The sequence below is a fragment of the Rickettsia tamurae genome (assembly GCF_000751075.1).
GTDB classification, from domain to species: domain Bacteria; phylum Pseudomonadota; class Alphaproteobacteria; order Rickettsiales; family Rickettsiaceae; genus Rickettsia; species Rickettsia tamurae.
In genome coordinates, this window is the sequence record NZ_CCMG01000012.1 from 22,373 (window position 1) to 38,178 (window position 15,806).

Sequence of the window (15,806 nt, forward strand, 5' to 3'; positions counted from 1 at the left end):
ATTTATTATAATATCTAACGTTATACGTATATAAAATTTAATTTAAATTGAGATATTTGTAATGAATAAGTTAACAGAACAAAATTTACTAAAAAAATCAAGATTTTTAAAATATTCGCTGCTTGCCTCTATTTCAGTAGGAGCAATAATCGCAATACCTTTTGAGAGTATGGCGATGAGTAAAGAAGCATTTCGTATCGACCTCGGTAATAGATTGTTGAATAACTTGTCACAATTAAACGGAGACAAAGATACGACAAATACCCCGCAGCAGATAGGAACAGTAATTGTACCGGAACCGGAAATAAACACATATACTCCATCTGAAATAAGAGAAATGAAAATATCTAACAAACCTAAGGCATCTAATCCATTAAAAGATGTTCCTGTAGAGGATCATTATAAAAAGATAGCACTTAGTAAGTCTGATGTCGGAAAAGCAAGAAAAGTACGACCACCTACTAGAAGCAAAACATTTGTAGACAGTGAAAAAACAGAACAAAGTCAAAATACTTATACTCCTGAACCGACAGAGCAAACGCCTCAAAAACCAGAGATTATAATAACAGCATCTTCGCCTACTGTTAGCCCAGCTTCAAATAGCTTTGTCACTGCACCTAATACGCCAAATACTACCCTGACATCACCGGAACATTATACTACGGCACCTAGTACTCCATCAACACTGGCGACTCCGTATCAGCCTACTCCAGATTCTAAACCAAATGATAGTGTAGGAGTTAATACACCACCAAGTACAAGCTCAAAGGTAGTACAAAAACTATCGTTTAGTAGCGAGCCGCAACAGATAGTACAACTTAGTAAACCAACGGTTCCTCCGGGACCGATAACACCTGTACCGTTGCCTATAAAAAAAAGCAGTACTGAAATTGCAGCAGGAATGGTAAATAATATATCACGAGTTAATGAGACGATAGGAATCAAGTTAGCTGAAGTAACACAGGCTATTAAAGATACCACAGGTAAAAAAAATAAAAAACCATTGCAGAAGTTGCATACGCAGCTAACTTCATCACAAAAAACAGCAAAAAAACTAAAGTCAGAAGCTGAAAGGATAGGACAAAAAATAATAGCATTAGATAAAGCAAATACGAGTCTAAGCGATTGGAACAAAAAGGAAGGAGGAATAAAAAATAAACATGAATTTGATAAAGATAGGACAAAAGTAGGAAAAAGTAATAAAGAAATAGAAAAACTTAAAAAAGAGTTAGTAAGTAGAAACAGTGAAGCAGATACGTTATTTCAGAAAATAGAAAAAATAGATATTCCAGTAAATAAAGTTTCGATAAAATCGCAGGGAACAGTTCCGGTTACAACGGCGTCAACCAAAGTTAGCGCGTTTCAAGCACAGCAAGCAAGAATTAATGAGGCTCAGCAAGATGTATTAGGACAAAATCAACAACATATTGCTGCAGAAAAAACAAAAAAGCAGCGACAAGCAGAGGATAAGCAAAGAACAGAAAGAGAAAAGAAAAGAAAAGAAGAAAATCATCAAAAAGAAAAAGCAAGAAATATAGTAGAAATCAGGGAAGATATTGCAAAAAAAATGCAGTCAATGCAGTCAACAATGAGTGGTTATAGTGAAATACTGCCGAAAAAGTTGGAAGAATTGGAAACAAGAGTAGGAAATATAAAAGATAAAAAGAAAAAACAAGAAGCACAAAAGCAGTTATCAGAAATAAAGAAACAAGAAAAAGCTATAAAAACGGCAGCAGATAAAGCTAAAGAAGTAGCTGCTAGTGCGAAAAAAGAAACAAGTAGAACGGTATTACGAGCCATGCAAGATAAAATGAATGGTTATTCTGAACAATTAAATAAGATAGAGGAAAATCTAAAGTTATTAACTCTTGTTGTTTATAATAGTTCTACCGGTTCTGCTTATAAGCAGCCGCCAAAAGCAAAGCTAACCATGCCATTAAGTCGTGGGGTTCATAGAATTTTAGGTGAACAACTGGAGGATGGAGATGGATACTTAGTGTCAACAAAAGTTCAGCAGCAACCTTATACAGTAATGTTGTCGAGTCAAGAAATAGAGGACCCTAAAAGTGTGGATTTAGGCTTGGGGAGCTTATCAAACGGCACTTTAGGTAAAGAAACAGATGAAGATGCCGGATTTTATTCAGGTTGGGGAAATATGCCGTATACGCAAGCTGCTAATGTGAATAGTTCATTAGAAGGTAATCCGGTGTTAGGCATGCTGCTGCAGCAAATGCAAGAAAATCGTTCAAAAGTATCTGGACAGCTTCCAAGCAATCCAAAAGATATTTACGGGGCTCAGGCTTCACAATATATTAATTATTTGGATAGCATACAGCCAAATCAGTCAAGTCAAGCTCAAATAGATGGTGTAATAGATAGTTTAGTGACAGAAATGAGAAAGTTAAGTGCGGGTCAATTTAATCAAAAATTAGATGAGATTGCACATCTTGCCAATATAAAGGCATATAAAGGTTTGTTCTTGAAATTGTATGAAATTCAGCAAGCTAGAGTTCAGAAAACTCAAGAAGTATATGAGCAAGCTGAAATATTTCAGTCTTATGATGAGAATCAACAACTAAAAAAAGCATCGCTAAAAAATACAAGTGCTGTATTAATGCAGGGTACTAAAGCTTTAGAGGCATTGCAACAACAACTAAATGCAGAAAATAGCAATTTGTTAATGATGCAAAGCATACTAGAGAATATAAATCCCACTGCAAAGTATGAAGAGAATTCAAGAAAAAGTAATACTCCGGTATTATCAAGCTCGTCTTTAGCTGAAAGTGTAATATCATCAAATTTTGAAGAAAAATCAGCATTGTTACAAACAACGACTACAGATGAAAGCTTGAGATCTGACAAAAATTGGAAAAATCCTGAATCATATTCTTCAAGCCGAGAGCTTGACAAAAGAGGATTAGAATATTTAGATTTAGCTGGCGACGCGTTTGCTCAGAATCCGGTCGCTAAAAGTGACTCATTGAGGAAAAATAATCTAAGTGGAAGTATTCCGGAGATACAACAACCGCAATCAGAAAAAATACGTACCGAAACTTCAGGTATGCAGAATGATCTAGGGCTAGATTTGCATTCACAAGAAGAACGTTTTGATTCAGGCTTAGGGTCAATTTTGCAAACAAATGATGCAGAAAGCAGCAAAAGGAAAAGAGATGGAGAAACCTCAAAGCAAAGAACAGTAGATCAAGAGGGAGGATTTGGTCAAGGTTGGGGAAATGAGCATCATAAGGAGTCTAGTTTAAGTGTAGATAGTGGATTAACAAAAAAGGCAGCTCAGCTTATAAGCCTTTTAGATGCAAAAAGAACCGAAATACTACAAACAACCAGTCCTTCACAACAAAAATCACTTAATTTAGCTTTACAGGAAATAGGAAAAGATTATGTAGATACCTATATAAGAGTATTAAGCAATAAAATACAAGAAATAGAAAAATTGCCTGGCTCAAGTTCTAGAAGTGAGGAACTTAATCATATTAAAGAAGCAATGGCTTATATAAGTAATCGTATACAGGATGTAGAGGAATTAGATGAAAACATGCTTTTAGCAATAAATGCACGATTACAAGAGCATGATGAAAAAATTTCTTCGTTACTTCTAGAGAAGTATACAAGCGAAGAAGCTGAAGACATTCTTGCTCAGTCATTGTTACAAGAAATGTTAGTGTCGGATGGTAAATCAGAATCTACCTTACCTACAGGAGATGAAGAACAAGAAGACACAGAAGTAACAGACGTAAGTGGAAAATTATCTTTATTACCTGTATCAAGTAATGAGTATGCATTAGCATTAAGTGACGGTAGCGAAGATGAAGAAAGTTATGATTCAGGATTTGAAGAGGGAGAAGAAACAATAGAGCAATTATCCGATTCCGATATAGAGCAATTATCCGATTCCGATATAGAGCAATTATCCGATTCCGATGGGGGTAACCTTAAAATAACGGAAGTTGATACGGCTAGTCCTCTTGAACAGAAAGCAAAAAAAGAAATGCAAACGCAAATTTCAGAAAACGCTCCTACTTTAAATCAAGCGAAAGTTGTTAATACTATTGTAAATAATATGATTCGCAACAGATTAGATGCATCTATGAATATGTCTAATAATATGGTAGCAGTAGGAGCCGGTGATGAAGAAGAGTCTCGTATAAAAAGAGGTTTGTGGATGCGTGGTATGTACGGCACTAATAATCATGGACGCGTTGACAATATGACCGGTTATAGAGGTACTAACAAAGGTGCTACTATTGGGTTTGACGTTGAAATCGACAATAATATTCTAGGTATAGCTTATAGTAATGTTCATTCAGTATTTAAATTTAAAAATAGTAAAAATAATGATAAAGAACTTATTAATAGCCATGTAGTTTCTATTTACGGACAAAAAGAATTACCGAGGAATTTTGCACTACAAGCTTTAGTATCTGCTTCTAAAAACTTTATTAAAGATAAGACAACTTATTCATATGGTGATACTAAAATTAGAAGTAATGTAAAACATCGCAATCATAGTTATAATGCAGAAGCATTACTGAATTATAATTATCTTTTGCAGAACAAGCTCGTTATTACTCCAAATATTGGCTTAAGATACGGGAAGTCACGAGACGGGGTATATAATGAAACCGGTATTAACGTACAAGAAATAGCTCTTACAATGAAAGAGAATAATATATTGTCTGGAATTGTCGGTACTAAAGTCAAAGTACCTTTAAAAGATGCTCTAAAATTTAATAATTTAGGTCTAACATTCCAAGGAGCGGTAGAACATAATTTTAAAGAGAAAACCCAAAGAATAAATAGAGTTGTTAAAATATTTGATAATACATTCAAACAGGATTATCTAATACCGAAGCAACCGAAAACATCCTATAATTTAGGAACGGGTATTATAGGCAGTATCAAGAATACTACTATTTCTTTGGATTATAATTATTATCTAAATAAACATTATAGAAGTCATCAAGGTAATGTTAAGCTTAAGGTAAACCTATAATTTTTATACTTGCAATATTTGCAAAGTTGTTGTATAAAACTTCTAACTTACTGTCATGCCGTGGTCATAGCCACAGTATGACTAATATATCTATTTGCCTACTTTAAGGCCCCTTCGTCTAGCGGTTAGGACACCACCCTTTCACGGTGGGAACACGGGTTCGAGTCCCGTAGGGGTCACCATTATTATCTCAAATAATCTAATTTTAAATTCAGAATAAAAATAATAGTTTTTAATGCTTCAAAAATTTTGGTTGAAAACGCAAAGTTCAGTTCAATTAGAGCTATATAATACAACCAATAAAATTTTATGAAGTATATTTATGAAAGCAAATGTGTTTTCTTCAAAAAATCCAGTTAATACAAGTGATTATCAAACAATTATAGCGTGTCTAGAAAAGAATACTCCTTCATTTGTTCATCTAGATTTTAGCAATCTACATTTAACGCTTCCGCAGTTAGAGGAAATAGCCGCTAAAATCCAAAATAATAATTTTATCGGTAATATAAGCTGGGGCAAGATGCCTAATGCTTCTAGTGATATTGTACAAAAAATCGAAAGTAAAATTATTTTAAATAATCAAAACTATAAGCACCACCCTACCGACTTTGTGCATGGTTTATTTAGTTTGCATGCTTATATGGATTCTACGGAAAATGATATTGTAAAATTTGCTGTAGAAAAAGAAAATAATGAAAAGGTAAAAATCTGAAATGAACAATTAAAAGATTGGAAAATATTTAACGAGCCTAAAATAGATAGATATTACGCAGTAGCATATATAAATAAAAAGACAAAACAAATAGTACTTGCTTATCGAGGTACTACATTTGAAAAATTGGATTTACTCAAAACTAATTCACCGTTTAAAGCTCATTTTAAAAGTATTTTAGGTGGGCAGATAGTAGCACAGCAAACGGCAGCGTATGAAGCTACAGGGGAAATTACTAAATATGCTGAAAAGCATAATTATAATTTATCTTTTACCGGTCATTCTTTAGGTGCATGGCTTGCAGAGCTTAGTTTATATTTTGCTCATAGAGATTTTCATTATCCAAAAGCAAAGGCAATCACATTCGATAGCCCGGATTTAGTTACAGAAAATCTTCAGCCGCAGATGCATAGTCATGAAACTACCTTTGACGTGAAAAATTTAAATATAACAACTTATTTATCAGCTCCGAATTTTGTAAATGTCTGTAATCCGCATATTAATAAAGCATATAGATTATTTCCTGAAATTACCGCAGCTAAATATAGCAATAAAATAATAAATATATTAAATAAAGCCATTCCTATTAAAAACTATATTACTTTACTATCATTAAGCGGTGATTTACTTGATTCAATGCTAGATAGTTTTGATCCCGAAACAGGTAAGCCTATAAGATATAAAAAAATACTAGATTGGCCATGCATAAAATATGATCCTAAAGATGATATATTAGGTGAGAAAGCAATAGATAAAGTGCTTGATTTTATATCTGGTAGTAATACGATTAAAGATTTTGCAAGTAAATTAATACATAGAGGTATCACGGCAACAACATTAGGGAGCTTTTTAGAGGTAATTGATCAATTCATAAGTATAATAACCGCTGAACAGTTTTTAGAGGTTTATAAGCATTTAGAAAACGATCATGCCCAAGGATATCAGCCAAGAAAAGATGTAATATCTGCTAAAGATCAATTTGAACTTTCTTACAAAGGTCATTACCGCTCACAAGAAGTAAATTTGTCTACTGATATAATAAACACGAATAATAAGGGAAGTAGTGATTGGTATCTAGCCCAGTTGAGTAAATTAAGCAATAGATAGAAAAGAAATACCGAATTTAATAAAGCAGCAGTTAAAAGTAGTAAAAGAGCAATATACAATAAAGTTTCAAAACAGCAAATATTATATATTTACAAACTTACCTAAAGTTAAAGTAGATGACTTAAGAGAGCAAATTTTAAGGTTAATTGAAGTTAGCCCTGAAGCAAAGGAAGTATTAGAATCTAGTAACAATTATATTTTTATTAAAAATGATAAAAATATAATTAGCAACTTACCGTCTTTATCGGACCATAATCTTATTACTTGTGAAAAAATATTGCAAAAAATAGAAAAAGCTTTAAGCAAAAATTCATTTGTAGCAATTAGTGCTTACGCCGGAACAGGTAAAAGTACAATAGCTATAGAATATGGTCGTAAACAAAGAGATGAAGCAAAGAAAATAGTACGTTTTATTAATGCAGATTCCTAAAGCAAGATTAACGGAGCATATAGACAACTTGCTGAGGAGCTTGGTATTTATACAATAGGCGAAAGAGAAGAGGATATAATAAGATTAGTCCATGAGAGGGTTGCTAGTTTAAATTCAAATACATTATTTGTTTTTGATAACGTAGAAGCATATAAAGACATTGAGCCTTATATTAACGGTATAATGAATATGCCTAACAACGATAAGACGCAAGTTATAATTACTACTAGAAATAATAATTTAAGTGAGGATATAACAAATATTAAATTAAAGCCTTTTAATATAAGAACAGCAATAACATATTTAGAAAAATCCTTAGGAAATAGGTTAAGTAACCAAGATATTAGCAATTTAATAAAAGAACTTGGCAGTAATGATGCTGTGTCCCTTATAAGTTATCTAACGCAGTAACATATTTAAAGGAAAACAAATTATTTAAAGTAAATGATTGTGTTAATTATTTTAAAAATAGCAATGATAATTACATAGATAGCGTTATATTATTAAAGTTATCAGAAGTATCATCGGCAGCTTGGCAGATACTACAATATTCGGCACATTTAGATCCTGATTTTATCAGCATAGAGATTTTCAAAGAATTATTTTTAATAGATGAAGAAAAGCTACAAGAACCTATAAAAAGGTTAGAAGCATTATCGATAATGAATCTAACATACCAAAATGGACAAGCCAGCTTACAATTACATAGATTAATGCAGTCCACAGTAAAAAGATATGTAGACAAACATAAGGAACATGCAATAGACAAACAAAAAATTTATACAAGTCTAGCTGAAGCTTTAGACAGTTTATTTCCTTATTTAACAGCTGTTCCAAACAAAGACTGGGAAATTTCTAAATTATTTTATCCTCATGTAGTAAAAATATTAAACAATAATATTGAAATTGATAAATTTAGAAAGGCAAATTTATATAAAAAGTTAGGATATTATAATGAGAGCGTGTTATATAAACTTAAGGACTCATTAAAATATCACAAAGAAGCTTTAAAAATGTCACAAGGTTTGTATCAAAGTAATCAACCTGATATTGCTGCCTCTCTTAATAATGTCGGTTTAGCTTACCGAAACTTAGGTTGTACCTCAAAAGGTCTAAAATATCAAAAAGCAGCTTTAAAGATATCGCAAGATGTATATAAAAGCAATTATCCTTTTATTGCTATCTTTCTTAATAATATAGGTTTGACTTATAAGACTTAGGCAATATCTCTGAAAGTCTAAAATATCTAAAGGAAGCTCTAAAGATGAATCAAGAATTGTATCAAGGCAATCACTATCTTCTATTGCTAATTCTCTTAATAATATTGGGCTGGCTTATCAGAGTCTAGGCGATATTCCTAAAGGTTTAAAATATCAAAAAGCAGCTTTAAAAATGTTACAAATAGTGAATCAAAATAATTACCATAATATTGCTATTTTTCTTAATAATATCGGTAGATCTTACCGAGGTTTAGGTAATATCTCTAAGGGTCTAAAGTATTTAGAGGAAGCTCTAAAAATACTGAGGAATTAAAATGTTACCTTGAGAAAAATGCTCCGGAATTTATAAAAAATAATGAAACTAGGGAGTTTATATTACAAAGAGGCGATTTTGAGGAAGTTATATTAGAAATTAAACAAAAAATACAAAAGAACGTTTTAAATAAAATATATATTAGTGCTGCTAAAGATAAATGGAATAGTAAGTTCTCAATTTTAGGAAATTGGGGGGTGAAAGGCTATTTAGGCGATAGATATTTAGCAAAACAACTAGGAGTTTTATCTGAGAATATAGAAATAGCTAAAATGTTATGTTTTGAAGCGATTTGCTTAGGAGCGATTAACAGCCCTAGCAAAAACTTCCTTTGTGTAAAAGAATTTGTTAGAGCCTATCCTGAATTAACAAACAAGATAACAAATGAACATCCTGAATATTTTATTGACGGCTCAATATTACGATTATGTGTTAATGATGAAGCAATTTTAAATAAATTGCTAGCTAGTGGTTAATGTGACTATGTAGCTTTATCCTCATCATGAGGAAAATCAGATTTATCCATTAAATTTTTAGCAATGTTGCTTTCTGAAAGCTTAGCTGATTGAAAATATTCGGAAACAAGCTTTATCACTTTATCACAAAATTCATCTTGTAATTCCTTACTTGCGGTTAATTTTTGGTTTCGAATTAACTGTATAGCATCAAATTTTTTATGCTCTAAAAATTCTTCAATTTCTTTAGTTTTTTCTTGAATGATTTTTTTTGTAACTTCATTGCTTTCTTCTATCATTTGAGAGCGTAAAGTTTCTAATTGCTTTATCTGTACATTGGTTTGTTCAAAGAGCAAAGCAGCATCTTCTTTTAACTTTTCAGCTTTTAGAACTTTTTCTTGGACTTCTAAAATCTTAGCATCTAAAGAATTTAAAATGGCTTTTTTTGCCGGTCTATAAATTAAATATACAAAAATTATAAAACTAACGGCAAGCCAAAAGCTCTCATCTAGGAAATTCATTATTTTACTTTTATATTTTGTAGTAAATTCATGTCTACTTTAGTTCCGGCTATTTTTTCAATAATATTAACGGCAAGTTTTATGATTGCTTCACTTTTATTAGTTCTAAATTGCTTAGCAGCTAAATTTATATCTTCAATATTTTGATTTATATAGTTTTTTAAATCTTGCTCTAGATTCTTTTTTTTAATTAAAAATTCTGATTCTAAAGAGTCTATTTTTTCTTTTTTTAGCCTATCTATTTCAGTATTTGTTTTGTCTATTTCCTCGTTATAATATTTATTTAGCTTTTCTACTTCTATGGTCAATGTATAGGCTTGCATAATATTATCTTGAATATTTGTCTGTCTATTATTAAAAATTTCTTCGGCTTTTGGAGTTATAAATTTATAAACAAAGATATACAATAAGCCGAAAGTAACGATAAGCCAAAAAATTTGTGAATAATAGGTAGCAATATCAAATTGAGGCATCTTATTTAAAAATGAATTTTAAGAAAAAATAAGTAACATAGCAATTACAAAAGAAAAAAGCCCCATTGCTTCAGCAAGACCTGCACCGATCAGAGCCATTCTTTGTAAGTTTTCTGCAGCTGAAGGGTTTCGTGCTATTGAACTAAGTAGAGAGCTAAATATATTACTAACGCCTAGAGCTGCACCGTACATGCCGATAGCCATAAGCCCTATACCAATAAATTTTAAAGAAACCATGTCCATAAAAAACCTAACTTTTAATTAATCAAAATAACAATTAATGTAAATTAATAGCATCATTAAGATACATACAAGATAAAATAGTAAAAATATAAGCTTGAAGTATTGCAACAAAAACTTCAAACCCAATTAGTATCACCATAAGAGGGATTAGCAGAAATTTCAAGTAAATCATTAATGAAACGGTAAAACCGGCTATTACTTTTAATAAAACATGTCCCGCCATCATATTAGCGGCAAGTCGCAATGATAAACTAACCGGTCTTGCTAAATATGTAAATAGTTCAATTACTATCATCAACGGTGCTAACCATAAAGGAGTACCGTGCGGTGAAAAAAGAGTTAAAAAACGTAAGCCGTGTTTTACAAAACCGACTATAGTTACCGTTAAAAATACTAGAATTGCCAAGGTAAAAGTAACGATAATATGACTAGTAGCGGTAAAGCTATAAGGTGTCATACCAAGTAAATTACAGAATAAAATAAAAATAAATAAACTAAAAACTAACGGAATAAATTTACGTCCTTTTACTCCTATATTCTGATTTAACATATCAGCTACAAGATTATAAACTATTTCAGCACTCACTTGTAATCTAGAAGGTACTAATTTCCGGTTATAAAAAGCTAAGTAAAAATAAGTTAGAGCTAAGATGCTAGCAAGTAACATACAGATACTCGAATTAGTAAAGCTGACGTCAAAACCGAACATTTTGATGTTTATTAATTTTTTGATATCAAATTGTGCTAAAGGGCTATGAGTCATTTCCTTACTTTTTATTATTTACTTTTTGCCTTATAATGTTAAAGCCGGCAATCATTCCTATTATTGTAAATATAATAAGAAATAAAGGTTTAGAATTAAAAAACTTATCTGTAAATATTCCAATTACGACACCTACCATTGTACCTGAAACTAAATCTACAGCGATAGTGAACGGGCTAATTTCTTGCCGAATTTTAGGATTAGAAAACTTAGGAGTTTTTAAGTCTTTAATTCTTGCTTTGATATCTTTTAGTTTTTCTGTATTCATTAGTTTATCTCCGTCATTGCGAGAAGACGCCATAGGCGTCGACGAAGCAATCTCAGGATATTTGACGAGATTGCCGTGCAGTCTACGACTGCTCGCAATGACGATCTAAATTACAAGCTCATTTCATTTTTTGCTTTTTCTTTCTGCTCCTCTAAAGCTTTATCAACTGCTGTGGAAATATTATCTATACTATAATTTCCGGTTTGTACTCCGTTAACAAAGAAAGAAGGGGTGCCTATAAATTTTGGTGCTTTTGCTACAAAATTAGTATTAGCAATTAGTGTTTCAGTAATTTTATCACTATTTAAACATTGCTTATATTCTTCCGGAGAAACACCTCCGAGCTGACCTATATCGGTTAATAATTCTCTGTATTTATTGCTATAAGCCCATTTATCTTGTTGTTTTAATATGGTATTATGCAATTGTACAAAGCTATCTATATCGCCCTTGCAGCGGGCTAAAATTGCAGCATCTAAATCTTGTTTAGTAGCAATAAATTCACGAGCCACATATGCAATTTTGTTAGTATCGATATATTTTTTCTTAAGTTCCGGAAAAATTGTTTGATGATAATAAGCACAATGCGGACAGGTAGGAGAAAAATACTCGACTACTATAACATTTGATTTTTTGTTACCGAGAACCATATCATTATTATCAACTTTAAAAGTGACTTTAACAGGTTTTATTTCAGGATTTTTTTGTTCTTGTGAAGCCGGCGTTGATACTTCATCAGTCTGATTATTATCATTAGCAGGAACTATCGATTCAGCCGTATTTTCAGAATTTACGGCTTCCTGATTCGTTTCTTTAGAAGTTTCGTTATTTTGCAGAGTTTCTTGCTCTATTATTTGTTTTTCCTCATAGTTCTTATCTTGTGCTTTTTCTTCTGAACAGCTACTCAAAAATAATAAAAATATTAGCACAATAAAAATACTTCGCATATTTATTCCTTTAACTATTAATATTATCTACAATAAGATCATATTAATTTTATTTCAATAAAAATATCTACTTTATAATAGAAACAAAATGTGCTATGCTATAGAAAATAATAGTTTAACATTAAGTTCTTAGGCACTAAAACCACTACGGAGGAATTAATAATGGCAAATACAACACAATCCGAACATAAAACCGAACAAAAATCCGAGTTTAAAATAGGGCAGAGAATTGTCTATCCTGCACATGGAGTTGGTGAAATAACAAATGTTGAATATCATACTATTGCAGGTACTAAAATTAAAGTATATGTAATTTCCTTTTCGCAGGATAAAATGATATTAAAAGTGCCTGTTAGTAGAGCTGTGGTTGTTGGGCTTAGAGCGGTTGCAAGCAGAAAAGATTTAGATGTCATATATTCAATTCTTCAAGGTAAACCAAAGCAAGGAAATAGAATGTGGAGTAGAAGAGCACAAGAATATGAAGGCAAAATTAACTCAGGTAATATTGTAGCCATAGCCGAAGTATTACGGGACTTACATAAAAATGTTGATAATGATCGTTCTTACAGTGAAAGAACACTCTACGAATCAGCTTTAAATAGACTTGCAGGTGAGCTTGCTATCCTTGAAAACATCCACCCAACCGAAGCAATTAATAAGTTAGTTGAAGTATTGCGTGAAAAATTAGTAGCGTAAGTTTTGACATTATCTAAAGTGTTGTTGCGTGGCTAAGCTTTCTGTTGTCATCCCGCGACTTGATCGCGAGATCCAGCTAAAAATACTAAAATTATTAATACTTTAAGTGGTTTTTTGGATCCCGTGGTCAAGCCACGGGATGACGCCGAGTGCGTTTTTCGACCTGTGCAACAATACCTATTTGCAATCCCTACAAAGCCATACTAACTTACCCTACTAACAGATAGTTCATCCGGAATTTCTCAAGGGATGCAGTCACTACATAGTCAACAAATTCTTTTAACAATTTTGGATCTGTTACTTCCTGTCCCTTATCATCACGAGCAGTTAAAAGTTTTGAATTAATTTTTTCAAGAATGCCTTTCTTAATATCATCAATATTATGTATACCGTCTAACATTTCTAAAATATATTTTTCATGTATAGGTATACCTACCATATCGTTAAGTCTATTAGTGACGCTAAACACGTTAGTTGCATTATTAAAATGTGCTTGTTTTGCTTGATATCTTGCAAATTCACTAGTTTTAGGTTTTTCGGTGATAGTTGCTATAGCATGCGGTTTGGTCTCAAATATTTTGAGATAACCTTGAAAAATGAATTTGATAAAATGTTGCTCTAGTGCAGCTAAGAAATCTTGTAATTGATATTTACCGAGCTTTTTTAAAGCTTCTTTTGCTACTTGTTCTATGCTTATCGGATTGCTAATATTTTCAGCATATACATATAAAATAGCTTTCATGATCGGTGAAGTGGTTGAAATAAAAGGATCAGGTAAATTTTCGTAATAGAAGCTAACATTTTCCTGTTCGTTAGTTAAATCAACATCTTTTTCTAGAGTTACCGGTCTAATATTAAGGCTAGTAAAAAACTCTTTTAAATTATTAAATTCAATTTTTCTGTTTATAGGCATGTTTTGATGACATAATAATGTCGAGCGGAACTTTCTATTAGTGATAAAATCCATATATTGCTCAGTACGAACAATATCATTAACGGCTTGTAGCTTTTCTGCTGCCTTAGTAGGTAAATTACCGATAAACATTGCAGTAAGCGACGTATCACCTAAGTAATTTAGATGATTTTTTTGAACTTTTTCTATGAATTGGTGAAAATATATACCTGTATTAATTTCGCCTAAATATTCATGTAATACATATGAGTCCGTATATGCAGATAATAATTTTGTTTCATCTCGTAAGAAATTAGAATAAGGCGTTGTGGAGCTTTCTAATGAGTCATTGATGAACTTTAAAAGTAATCTAGCTTGCTGTAATTTATCGTGGCTAGTATTAAATAGCTCTGAATGGAACATCATCATTTCACGTATTGTTCTCTGCATATTCCAGCCCGGGAGCGTATTATAGCTTACAAAAGCTATGCCGTTCGGATTTAGCAGTTTATTACAGACTTCGAGTATTTTATCTTGTACTTCTTCAGGTACCCATGAATATACGCCGTGACAAACTATGTAATCAAACTTACCGTATGACTCATCAAGGTCTAATATAGATAATGCCTTTAGTTCGGCATTTTTTATTTTTAAATCACTGGTAATTTTTTTACCTAATTCTATTTGTGTTTTGGATAAGTCAACACCTAGAGATTGTGATTTAGGATATGTTTCAGCAAAGTTAAGCAGATTAACACCAACCCCGCAACCGATATCAAGTACTTTAGCAGTTTCAAGAGGCGGAGGGTTTAGTCCAAATAGCTTACCGATAGTTCTTAAATACGGTGGGGAGGTATAACTGAAAGTAAATGGAGAGTAAGGTACTTCATCATAGGATATTTTATTAGCTTGTTTTGTCATAGTATTTACATAAATTAAAAATTAATTTTAAGCAGTTTCAAAAGATTAAGCAATATATTTTATATACAAAAACTTTAAATTTAATTTGATGTTTTTATATTTCATGACTATACTCTAAATACTATATAACATATGTTAATGGTCATGTAGTAATTTAAGGTAAATATTAATTATATTCATATTATGAAAAATAGTAATGTTCAAATATCTGCTACTGAGTTTAAAAAGCATTTCTTAAATCTAGTTGATCAAGTTAAAAGTAAACATAATTCTTTCATTATTACAAAAAGAAAATTGCCGGTTGCTAAGGTAGTGCCTCTAGAGATTGATACTAAAGAAAATAAAAAAAGTTATTTTGGCTGTTTAAGAGGTACTGTTAAAATTAATGACGATATAATAAATTCTTCTTGTGAATCTGATTGAAGTAAATAATGATTGATATTGAAGCTAGCAACCAAGAGGGGCTGATTTTAGATACTCATATATTGTAGAAGGAATTAGATTATCTGAAGCACAAATAAATCTAATAGAGAAAATAAGAGAAAAAGATAAGTTATATATCTCTGCTATATCTATATGGGAAATAGTAATGCTTGAAAATAAAGGTAAAATAGCATTTTCAATTGAGTTAAATGATTGGATTGATAAATTACTATCTATACCGGACTTAAATTTAATTGACCTGTCGGTTTCAATTTTAATACAAAGCTGCCTTTTACCTCATTATGAACATAAAGACCCGGCAGATAGATTTATTATAGTGGCTACTAGAACTACTATGCGTGTTTATTTACTTTTGATCAAAAAATTATAGAGTATGCCAATTTAGGTTAT

General features: G+C 31.6%; 18 protein-coding genes and 1 tRNA gene. 12 read left to right on the forward strand and 7 right to left on the reverse strand.

Annotated features, from left to right (window positions below; translation table 11 throughout):
- The first annotated feature begins 61 nt into the window (after positions 1-61).
- From MB29_RS04380 to MB29_RS12815, 9 genes are all read left to right on the forward strand, one after another.
- Entirely contained in the window at positions 62-5,011 is a 4,950-nt protein-coding gene (locus MB29_RS04380) for an autotransporter domain-containing protein (RefSeq protein ID WP_032139216.1), read from the forward strand.
- A gap of 107 nt (positions 5,012-5,118) precedes the next feature.
- A tRNA-Glu gene (locus tag MB29_RS04385) sits at positions 5,119-5,193 on the forward strand.
- A 140-nt stretch (positions 5,194-5,333) separates the two neighbouring features.
- Positions 5,334-5,723 carry a hypothetical protein gene (locus MB29_RS08490; RefSeq protein WP_233418935.1) on the forward strand — a complete coding sequence of 130 codons (390 nt, stop codon included), beginning with the start codon at positions 5,334-5,336 and terminating at the stop codon, positions 5,721-5,723.
- A gap of 126 nt (positions 5,724-5,849) precedes the next feature.
- A complete protein-coding gene (locus tag MB29_RS12790) occupies positions 5,850-6,830 on the forward strand; it encodes a lipase family protein (RefSeq protein WP_407690058.1) in 981 nt (326 codons plus the stop codon).
- Positions 6,831-7,107: 277 nt separating this feature from the next.
- The gene (locus MB29_RS12795; protein ID WP_233418936.1) at positions 7,108-7,260 is read left to right on the forward strand and encodes a hypothetical protein; all 153 of its coding nucleotides are present in this window, start codon (positions 7,108-7,110) and stop codon (positions 7,258-7,260) included.
- A gap of 189 nt (positions 7,261-7,449) precedes the next feature.
- The gene (locus tag MB29_RS12800) at positions 7,450-7,671 is read left to right on the forward strand and encodes an NTPase (protein ID WP_233418937.1); all 222 of its coding nucleotides are present in this window, start codon (positions 7,450-7,452) and stop codon (positions 7,669-7,671) included.
- Positions 7,672-7,922: 251 nt separating this feature from the next.
- Entirely contained in the window at positions 7,923-8,480 is a 558-nt protein-coding gene (locus MB29_RS12805; protein WP_233418938.1) for a tetratricopeptide repeat protein, read from the forward strand.
- A gap of 109 nt (positions 8,481-8,589) precedes the next feature.
- Positions 8,590-8,793 (forward strand): tetratricopeptide repeat protein, encoded by a 204-nt coding sequence (locus MB29_RS12810; protein WP_233418946.1) that lies wholly within the window; start codon positions 8,590-8,592, stop codon positions 8,791-8,793.
- 197 nt (positions 8,794-8,990) lie between these two features.
- Complete coding sequence (locus MB29_RS12815) at positions 8,991-9,269, forward strand: hypothetical protein (protein ID WP_233418939.1); 279 nt, start codon at positions 8,991-8,993, stop codon at positions 9,267-9,269.
- A 5-nt stretch (positions 9,270-9,274) separates the two neighbouring features.
- On the opposite strand, the gene MB29_RS04425 is transcribed toward MB29_RS12815, so the two are convergent.
- The 6 genes from MB29_RS04425 to MB29_RS04450 form a co-directional block, all read right to left on the reverse strand.
- The gene (locus MB29_RS04425; protein WP_032139217.1) at positions 9,275-9,769 is read right to left on the reverse strand and encodes a F0F1 ATP synthase subunit B; all 495 of its coding nucleotides are present in this window, start codon (positions 9,767-9,769) and stop codon (positions 9,275-9,277) included.
- Positions 9,769-10,242, reverse strand: a complete 474-nt coding sequence (locus MB29_RS04430) for a F0F1 ATP synthase subunit B family protein (RefSeq protein WP_032139218.1) — start codon at positions 10,240-10,242, stop codon at positions 9,769-9,771. The genes MB29_RS04425 and MB29_RS04430 overlap by 1 nt, the downstream gene beginning before the upstream one ends.
- An 18-nt stretch (positions 10,243-10,260) precedes the next feature.
- Positions 10,261-10,485, reverse strand: coding sequence for a F0F1 ATP synthase subunit C (locus MB29_RS04435; RefSeq protein ID WP_010420727.1), 225 nt, complete (start codon positions 10,483-10,485; stop codon positions 10,261-10,263).
- Between the two features lie 34 nt (positions 10,486-10,519).
- Positions 10,520-11,248 (reverse strand): F0F1 ATP synthase subunit A, encoded by a 729-nt coding sequence (locus tag MB29_RS04440; protein WP_032139219.1) that lies wholly within the window; start codon positions 11,246-11,248, stop codon positions 10,520-10,522.
- 4 nt (positions 11,249-11,252) lie between these two features.
- On the reverse strand, positions 11,253-11,516 hold the full coding sequence (locus MB29_RS04445) for an AtpZ/AtpI family protein (RefSeq protein WP_014365153.1): 264 nt from the start codon (positions 11,514-11,516) through the stop codon (positions 11,253-11,255).
- A 110-nt stretch (positions 11,517-11,626) separates the two neighbouring features.
- Positions 11,627-12,463, reverse strand: coding sequence for a DsbA family protein (locus tag MB29_RS04450; RefSeq protein ID WP_032139220.1), 837 nt, complete (start codon positions 12,461-12,463; stop codon positions 11,627-11,629).
- Positions 12,464-12,625: 162 nt separating this feature from the next.
- On the opposite strand from MB29_RS04450, the gene MB29_RS04455 reads away from it, so the two are divergent.
- Complete coding sequence (locus MB29_RS04455) at positions 12,626-13,159, forward strand: CarD family transcriptional regulator (protein WP_032139221.1); 534 nt, start codon at positions 12,626-12,628, stop codon at positions 13,157-13,159.
- A gap of 208 nt (positions 13,160-13,367) precedes the next feature.
- Here MB29_RS04455 and MB29_RS04460 read toward each other — a convergent pair whose 3' ends face one another.
- A complete protein-coding gene (locus MB29_RS04460; RefSeq protein WP_032139222.1) occupies positions 13,368-14,972 on the reverse strand; it encodes a methyltransferase regulatory domain-containing protein in 1,605 nt (534 codons plus the stop codon).
- A 183-nt stretch (positions 14,973-15,155) separates the two neighbouring features.
- Here MB29_RS04460 and MB29_RS04465 point away from each other — a divergent pair, with 183 nt between their 5' ends.
- On the forward strand, positions 15,156-15,395 hold the full coding sequence (locus MB29_RS04465) for a type II toxin-antitoxin system Phd/YefM family antitoxin (RefSeq protein ID WP_032139223.1): 240 nt from the start codon (positions 15,156-15,158) through the stop codon (positions 15,393-15,395).
- Between the two features lie 166 nt (positions 15,396-15,561).
- Positions 15,562-15,786 (forward strand): PIN domain-containing protein, encoded by a 225-nt coding sequence (locus MB29_RS09130; RefSeq protein ID WP_051965311.1) that lies wholly within the window; start codon positions 15,562-15,564, stop codon positions 15,784-15,786.
- Positions 15,787-15,806 lie beyond the last annotated feature (20 nt).